At 67.6% G+C, this 6644-nt stretch carries 7 protein-coding genes; 4 read left to right on the top strand and 3 right to left on the bottom strand.

Annotated elements, in window-relative coordinates; all coding sequences use genetic code 11:
* The first annotated feature begins 37 nt into the window (after positions 1-37).
* Genes IAE41_RS11825 through IAE41_RS11835 form a run of 3 tightly spaced genes read left to right on the top strand, consistent with a single transcriptional unit; the run spans position 38 to position 2789 of the window.
* Positions 38-970, top strand: coding sequence for an alpha/beta hydrolase (locus IAE41_RS11825; protein WP_200733252.1), 933 nt, complete (start codon positions 38-40; stop codon positions 968-970).
* A gap of 26 nt (positions 971-996) precedes the next feature.
* Positions 997-2073, top strand: a complete 1077-nt coding sequence (locus IAE41_RS11830; protein WP_200733253.1) for a histidine kinase — start codon at positions 997-999, stop codon at positions 2071-2073.
* A complete protein-coding gene (locus tag IAE41_RS11835; protein ID WP_200733254.1) occupies positions 2058-2789 on the top strand; it encodes a LytTR family DNA-binding domain-containing protein in 732 nt (243 codons plus the stop codon). The genes IAE41_RS11830 and IAE41_RS11835 overlap by 16 nt, the downstream gene beginning before the upstream one ends.
* A 6-nt stretch (positions 2790-2795) precedes the next feature.
* On the opposite strand, the gene IAE41_RS11840 is transcribed toward IAE41_RS11835, so the two are convergent.
* Genes IAE41_RS11840 through IAE41_RS11850 form a run of 3 tightly spaced genes read right to left on the bottom strand, consistent with a single transcriptional unit; the run spans position 2796 to position 5907 of the window.
* On the bottom strand, positions 2796-4088 hold the full coding sequence (locus IAE41_RS11840; RefSeq protein WP_200733255.1) for a HAMP domain-containing sensor histidine kinase: 1293 nt from the start codon (positions 4086-4088) through the stop codon (positions 2796-2798).
* Positions 4085-4759 carry a response regulator transcription factor gene (locus tag IAE41_RS11845; RefSeq protein ID WP_200733259.1) on the bottom strand — a complete coding sequence of 225 codons (675 nt, stop codon included), beginning with the start codon at positions 4757-4759 and terminating at the stop codon, positions 4085-4087. The genes IAE41_RS11840 and IAE41_RS11845 overlap by 4 nt, the downstream gene beginning before the upstream one ends.
* 17 nt (positions 4760-4776) lie before the next feature.
* Entirely contained in the window at positions 4777-5907 is a 1131-nt protein-coding gene (locus IAE41_RS11850; protein ID WP_200733256.1) for a type 1 glutamine amidotransferase domain-containing protein, read from the bottom strand.
* Positions 5908-6012: 105 nt separating this feature from the next.
* Here IAE41_RS11850 and IAE41_RS11855 point away from each other — a divergent pair, with 105 nt between their 5' ends.
* Entirely contained in the window at positions 6013-6570 is a 558-nt protein-coding gene (locus IAE41_RS11855; protein WP_200733257.1) for a DUF3228 family protein, read from the top strand.
* Positions 6571-6644 lie beyond the last annotated feature (74 nt).

The following is a 6644-nucleotide window of genomic DNA, read 5'->3' on the forward strand; positions in this document are numbered from 1 at the left end:
CATCCCCCCACGCACCCGTCCCTGCAAGGAGTACGCGATGAAGATGATGCTGGCGATGTACTACGCGATGAAGGCCCTGGCCCGGCTGGCGATGCTGGGCATGGCGATGGCCGTGCTCGGCTCGGGCGCTGCCCATGCCTCCGCGGCGGCCCCGGCTGGCACCGGCAAGGTGCAGGTGGAAGTGGTCGGGCATGGCCGCCCGCTGCTGATGATCCCCGGCCTGAACAGCAGCGCCGAGGTCTGGCACGAGACCTGTCGGGCGCTGAAGGACGTGCAGTGCCACCTGGTGCAGCTGCCGGGCTTTGCCGGCGCCCGCGCCGCCGACCCGCGACCGGCCGATTTCCTGTCGGCCATGCGCGACCAGCTGCTGGCCTATGTGCATGACCAGAAGCTGGGCCATCCGGCGGTGATCGGCCACAGCCTGGGTGGCGTGCTGACCCTGCAGATGGCGGTGAAGGCGCCGGATGCGCTCGGGCCGCTGGTCATCGTCGATTCCCTGCCGTTCTACGCGGGCATGCAGAACCCGCAGGCGACCGCGCAGAGCGTGCAGCCGATGGCCGAACAGATGCGCACGGCGATGCTGGCCGCGGACCCGGCCAGCTACCAGGCGCAGGCCGAAGCGGCGCTGGCCCCGTTGACCAACAGCACCGCGCGCCTGCCCGAGCTGAAGCGCTGGGGCCATGACAGCGATCGCGCCACCACCGCCGATGCGATGTACTCGCTGCTGGTGACCGACCTGCGCAGCGAAGTGGCCGGCATCCGTTCGCCCACGCTGGTCCTTGGCGCCTGGGCGTCCTACCAGGCAATGGGCGCGACCGAAGCCTCGGCGCGTGCGATCTTCCAGTCGCAGTACGCCGCGCTGCCCGGCGTGCGCATCGTACTGAGCGCGACCGGCCACCACTTCCTGATGTGGGATGATCCGCAATGGCTGCGTGGGCAGGTGCAGGCGTTCCTCGACAGCCACCGCTGATCCTTCCGTCCCCGCCGGCCATTGCCATGCCCGAATCGACCTCCACGCTGCGTTTCTGGTTGATCAACACCCTCGGTTGGGCGCTGTTCTGCGTGGTCAGCCTGGCCATGACCGGCGCGTTTGGCGGCGGCAGCAGCAGTGGGAGCACGCTCATCAGCGTCGGCCTGGGCGTGCTGCTGTATGCCATCAGCGGCAGCGTGCGCGCGCTGGCATTGCGGCGCCACTGGTGGCGGCTGGACCTGGGCGCGCTGGTGCTGCGGCTGGCGCTGGCGGTGCTGCTGGGTGCAGCACTGGCGCAACTGCTGCTGACGGCGGTGCTGCAGCCGGCGCTGGCACTGGGCTGGGTGGATTTTGCTGGCCGATCGGGTGATTTCCGCCCGGTCGCACGCCTGCTCTACTGGCTCAACACCGTGCTGATGCTGGGGCTGTGGACCGCGTTGTGGGCCGGCCTGCACGGCGTGCGCAGTGCGCGCCAGGCCGAACTGGCGCGCCTGCGTGCCGAAGCCGAACGCAGTGCGTTGGAGCGCGATGCGCTGCGCGCGCGCTTGAACCCGCACTTCATGTTCAACGCGTTGAACAACCTGCGCGCGCTGATCCTCGAAGATCCCGAGCGCGCACGGCAGATGGTCACCGATCTGTCGCGCACGCTGCGCCATGCGCTGGAGCACGCGCGCAGCGAGGAGGCCGTGCTGGCCGACGAACTGGCCGTGGTGCAGGACTATCTGGCTGTTGAAGCCGTGCACTACGAACAGCGCCTGCAGGTGCACTTCGAGGTGAGTGGCGAAGCCGCACAGGCGCGCCTGCCGGTGATGGCGCTGCAGCTGCTGGTGGAAAATGCGATCAAGCACGGCATCGCCGTGTGTCCTGGCGGCGGCGAAGTGCGTATAAGCGCGCAGTGCAGCGATGGCCTGTTGCGGCTGCAGGTCGACAATCCGCTGGGTGTGGCCGCCGCAGGCAATGCCACCGCCACCGCCACCGCCGGGCACGGCGTCGGCCTGGCCTACCTGCGTTCGCAGCTGGGCCGCGGTGGCCGCTTCCACCTGCAACCGGCGGACGGCCGCATGCAGGCCGTCCTGGAGATCCCGCAATGCGCACGACCCTGAATGTCCTGATCGTCGATGACGCGCGCCTGGCGCGGCAGGAACTGCGCACGCTGCTGGCGGCGCTGCCGTGGGTGCAGTGCGTGGGCGAGGCCGATGACGTGCCGGCCGCGCGCGAGGCGATCGCACGGTTGAAACCCGACCTCGTGCTGCTGGACGTGCAGATGCCCTCCGGCACCGGCTTCGATGTGCTTGATGGCCTGGAACAGGCGCCGGCCGTGGTGTTCGTCACCGCCTACGATGCGTATGCGGTGCGCGCGTTCCAGACCAATGCGCTGGATTACCTGGTCAAGCCGGTGGAAGCGCCGCGCCTGCATGAAGCGCTGGAACGCGCGCGCCAGCAAGATGTGCCTGCCGCGCCGCCGGTGGCCGCCGCTGGCAGCTTGAGCGCGCAGGACCAGGTGTTCGTGCGTGATGGCGAGCGGTGCTGGTTCGTGGCCGTGGGCGAGATCCGCCGGCTGGTGGTGGATGGCAACTACACCCGCCTGTGGTTCCGCGACCAGAACGCGCTGCTGGCACGCAGCCTGAGCGCGCTGGAAGCACGCCTGCCGGTGGAGCTGTTCTTCCGTGCCAACCGCAACACGCTGGTGAACCTGCGGCGGATCCGCGCGGTCAGCCCCAGCGTGGGCGATGGCTACGACCTGGCGCTGGATGATGGCAGCGAGGTGGAGGTGTCGCGGCGGCAGGCGCGTGAGCTGCGCGAGCGGATGGCGCTGTAGCTGCTGCTACAGCTCGGCGGGCTGACCCCTCAAACGGGCCATGACCCCATCGCCGCCATGCTGGATGACCAGCTCGAGCCCGTAATGGCTGCAGAGTCGCCGCATGATGTCCAGGCCCAGACCGTTGCCCTCACTGCCATCTCGCTTGTCGAAGGGCCGCGGTTCGGGCCAGTTGCCCAGAAAGGGCGATGTACCCGCTGTGTTGCGCACCAGCAGGTGATCGTCCTGCCATGCAATCAGGACCTCTCCCTGCGCGGTATGCGCGAACGCATTGCCGACCAGATTGGCCAGGACGACGCGCAGGGCCGCCTCGGGCGCACGCAGCGCGGCCTCGTTGGGCACGGTCAGCCGCACTTCGACAGGCCGCGCGGCCAGCAACGGAGACTGCTCGATGATCACCCGTTCCAGCAGCGGTACCAGCTTGACCGGCGGCGCACCGTGGCTGGCGGTTTCTTCGCGTGCCAGCGCCAGCAGCGCTGCGATGGCCTGCTGCAACTGCAGTGCCGAAAGGCGGATGTGCTGCACATGCTGGCAGCCACGCTCGGACAATGCTGGCTCGCTGGATAGTTGGCCTGCCGCACTGGAGATGACGCTCAGAGGGGTGCGCAGCTCATGGCTGGCATCGCGCGTGAACGCCTGTTCGCGGGCAAGGAAGGCAGCGACGCGTGCGGACAACCCATCGAGCGCGCGCGCGAGTACGCCAATCTCGTCATCGTCGAAACGTGCTGCCAGGCGCATGCCGTGGCCAGGTTCCGGCTGCAGCGCTTCAACCTCTTCGACCAGCACGTAGAGCGAGCGCGTGCTGCGATGGGCGAGCCACATGCCAAGAGCAATCGCCGCGATCAAGACCAGCAGTGCCGTGCCGGCCAGCAGCATGACAACCCGGTCGCGGATCGGTCGGACCACCAGTTGCGCGCTGACTTCCGACACGAGCCACGCAGGCGGGGCGCCGGCCGGAGGATCGATCCGCTTGAGATGGTAGTGCCGCCCATCGACGCCTGCGAACTCCGAGCGCCAGGGTTCCTTCGCGAACTCGCTGCGTAGATCGTCGGGGAAGGTCGAGGGTGAGTCATGCAGCTGGATGGCGGCGTCGGCAGGCGTCCCCCAGTCCCCTTCGTGCGCGTGGCGGGCAAGCTGGGCCCGCGCTTCACGCTCCAGCTGGGCGTTGAAGATGCTGTCTTCCACCACGTACATGAACACCATCGAATAGGTGCCGAACACCATCGCGGTGAACAGCGCGAAGGCGGTGAATGTGATCACCAGTCGACGGCGCAGGCGCTGGGTTGGCCGCGGCTTCATGGCGAGGCTTCCAGACGGAATCCGACACCGTGGACGGTGCGCAGCATCTCGCCTTCGAACGGCCTGTCCAGTGCCTGCCGCAGCAGATACAGGTGCGATCGCAGCGGATCGGAAGGCGGCGCCTCATCACCCCACAGGCGTTGAACGAGCTCGCTGCGCGTGACCGTTCGCGGCCAGGCCTCGGCCAGTATGAGCAGGATGCTCTGCGGAACCTGTGCCAGTTCCAGCAGCGTTCCGGCACGCCAGGCCCGGCCGCTGCGGCGGTCGATGCTCAACGGTCCAACCTGCAGAAGATTCGGTTGACCTACGCGATGGCGGCGGGCGAGGGCGAGACAGCGGGCGAGCAGTTCGGCGTCGTCGAAGGGCTTGACCAGATAGTCATCTGCGCCCGCAGCGAAGCCCTGCAGCTTGTCGCCGATCGCATCTCGTGCGGTCAGCATCAGCACCGGGACGTGCCGATCGCTGCGTTCGCGCAATCGATGGCAGACGGTCGTGCCATCGATGCCGGGCAACCCGATATCGAGCAGCAGTACATCCGGCGGTGATGCCAGTGCCAACTGCAGCCCGAGGTGTCCGTCAGCGGCGAAATCGACCAGATGCCCATGCGCCTGCAGCATGTCGATGATGGCCGAGGCCAACGGCAGGTTGTCTTCAATCAACAGCAGGCGCAGGCGCTCGGCGTCCATGGTCAGGGCTGCATGCGGGCCAGGAGAGCGCTAGCTTCGTCCAGTCCGGGCTGCTTTTCCAGCACAGCCAGTACCTGCGAACGGGCCAGTTCGGTCCGGCCCAGACGCCAGTGGGCTTCTGCGATCGCGACCTGCAACCTCGGTTCGTCCATATGCGGGCTGGCCAATTGCATGATGGACAGCGCGTCGGTGATGGCGCTGGCATCCTTGGCGCCCTTCAGCTGGTAGAAGCCCAGCATGCCGATCAACTCGACGTGGTGGTCGGAGGGGCGCTGCGCCAGTTCCCGCGCCGCTTGCCCATCGCGCTGCTGCAGATGCTGCTCCACCAGCGCCATGCTGCGCTCGTCGCGCCATGCCTGGCGGGCTAGTGGCACGCGTCCGCTGGCACGCACGAAGGCTTCGGCCAGTGCGGCGGTCGAGAACGGGTTCTGACCCGTCAGCAGGCGTCCATCGACCACGACTTTCGGCATCATCAACGGTGCCTCCTGCCAGCGTGCCCCCAGCTCGCGCATGCGCGGTTCAAGCTGGAACGCGAATTCCTTCGCCCAGCGTTTGCCAAACAGCGCTTCTTCCTCTTCTGTGAAACCGGTCATGGCGCGGCCATCCACCATTGCCCGGCCATCGGGAAGGCGAACACCTGCCAGCGCCGCCGGGCCATGGCACACCGCCGCGACCAGCCCGCCCTGCTGCCAGATTCCGGCAATCGTGGCGTGCAGGGCCGTATCGACGGGAAGATCGAACATGGCGCCCTTGCCGCCGATCACCAGGACGCCCTGGTAGTCGCTGGCACGCAGTTGTGCGGTGGGCACGGTCGCGGCCAACTTGCCCATGGCCTGCGGATCGGCAAGGACGGCGGCATTGAAAGCCTCGGAGGGGTTGTATTTGTCAGCCTCGACGGCGCCACCTCGCGGACTTGCCACATCGATGTCGAAGCCGTTCTGCTTGAGGATGAGCCAGGCCTGCGCGAATTCGTCCATCTCGAAACCAGGACGGGTCTTGCCCTGGTCCCGGCCTTCGCTGCTGACCACGAGCAGCACCCGCGGTGATGCGGCAGATGCGGAAGGGATGGACAAGGCAGCGGGGAGAAGGAGGGCCAACAGGCCGGACAGCAGGGGGCGGTGGAAGCGGTTCATGCAGGACTCTCCGGGAGGTGTATGCGCACTGTGGCCGTCAAATGTGAAGCAGACTTCAAGCGTATCGACCGTTACCCTGATGACCTGTTCCCGCCCGTGCACGCCATGTCCATCGTCCTCACTGAATTCGCCCGTCCCCGCCTGTTCCCGCGCGTGCCGCGCGCCAACACCATCCAGGACATCAGCGCCGAGCAGTTCCAGGCGCACCTCAACGCGCATGCGCCGCTGAAGGTGCTCGACGGCTATGCGCCGTTCTGCAAGCTGTTCGTGTACGAGAACTGGACCAGCACGCGCTGCCTGACCGTGCCGGTCACCGAGGCCAACCGCCACCTGCTGCGCAGCGGCTACGAGGCGCGCAACCGCGAGGAACTGCCGGTGCTGGTGCGCTGGTTCGAGGGCGTGGAATCGCCGCGCGCGAATTACCTGGTGGTGATCCTGTACAGCGCCGAACAGCTGGCGAAGGAAGGCTCGCCGGTCGACGCGGACTGGGGCATCGTCGGCTGCATCTATACCGCCGAACCGGAAGAGGTTCCGATGGCGCCGATCACCATGATGCGCAATGCACTGGGTGTGGAGGAGGGCGGTTCCGGCGTGCCACTAGACCGCGAGGCCTACCAGCGCGCGGTGCAGTTCTGGGAGAACAACGCCAATTGGCGGCCGTGATCCGGTGGTAGCGCCCGAGCCCATGCTCGGGCGGCGCCCCCGAGCGGGGGCCAATTTGGGGGGGGAGCGCCCCA

Origin of the sequence: Stenotrophomonas sp. S39 (genome assembly GCF_016624665.1) — a bacterium.
Lineage (GTDB): Bacteria > Pseudomonadota > Gammaproteobacteria > Xanthomonadales > Xanthomonadaceae > Stenotrophomonas.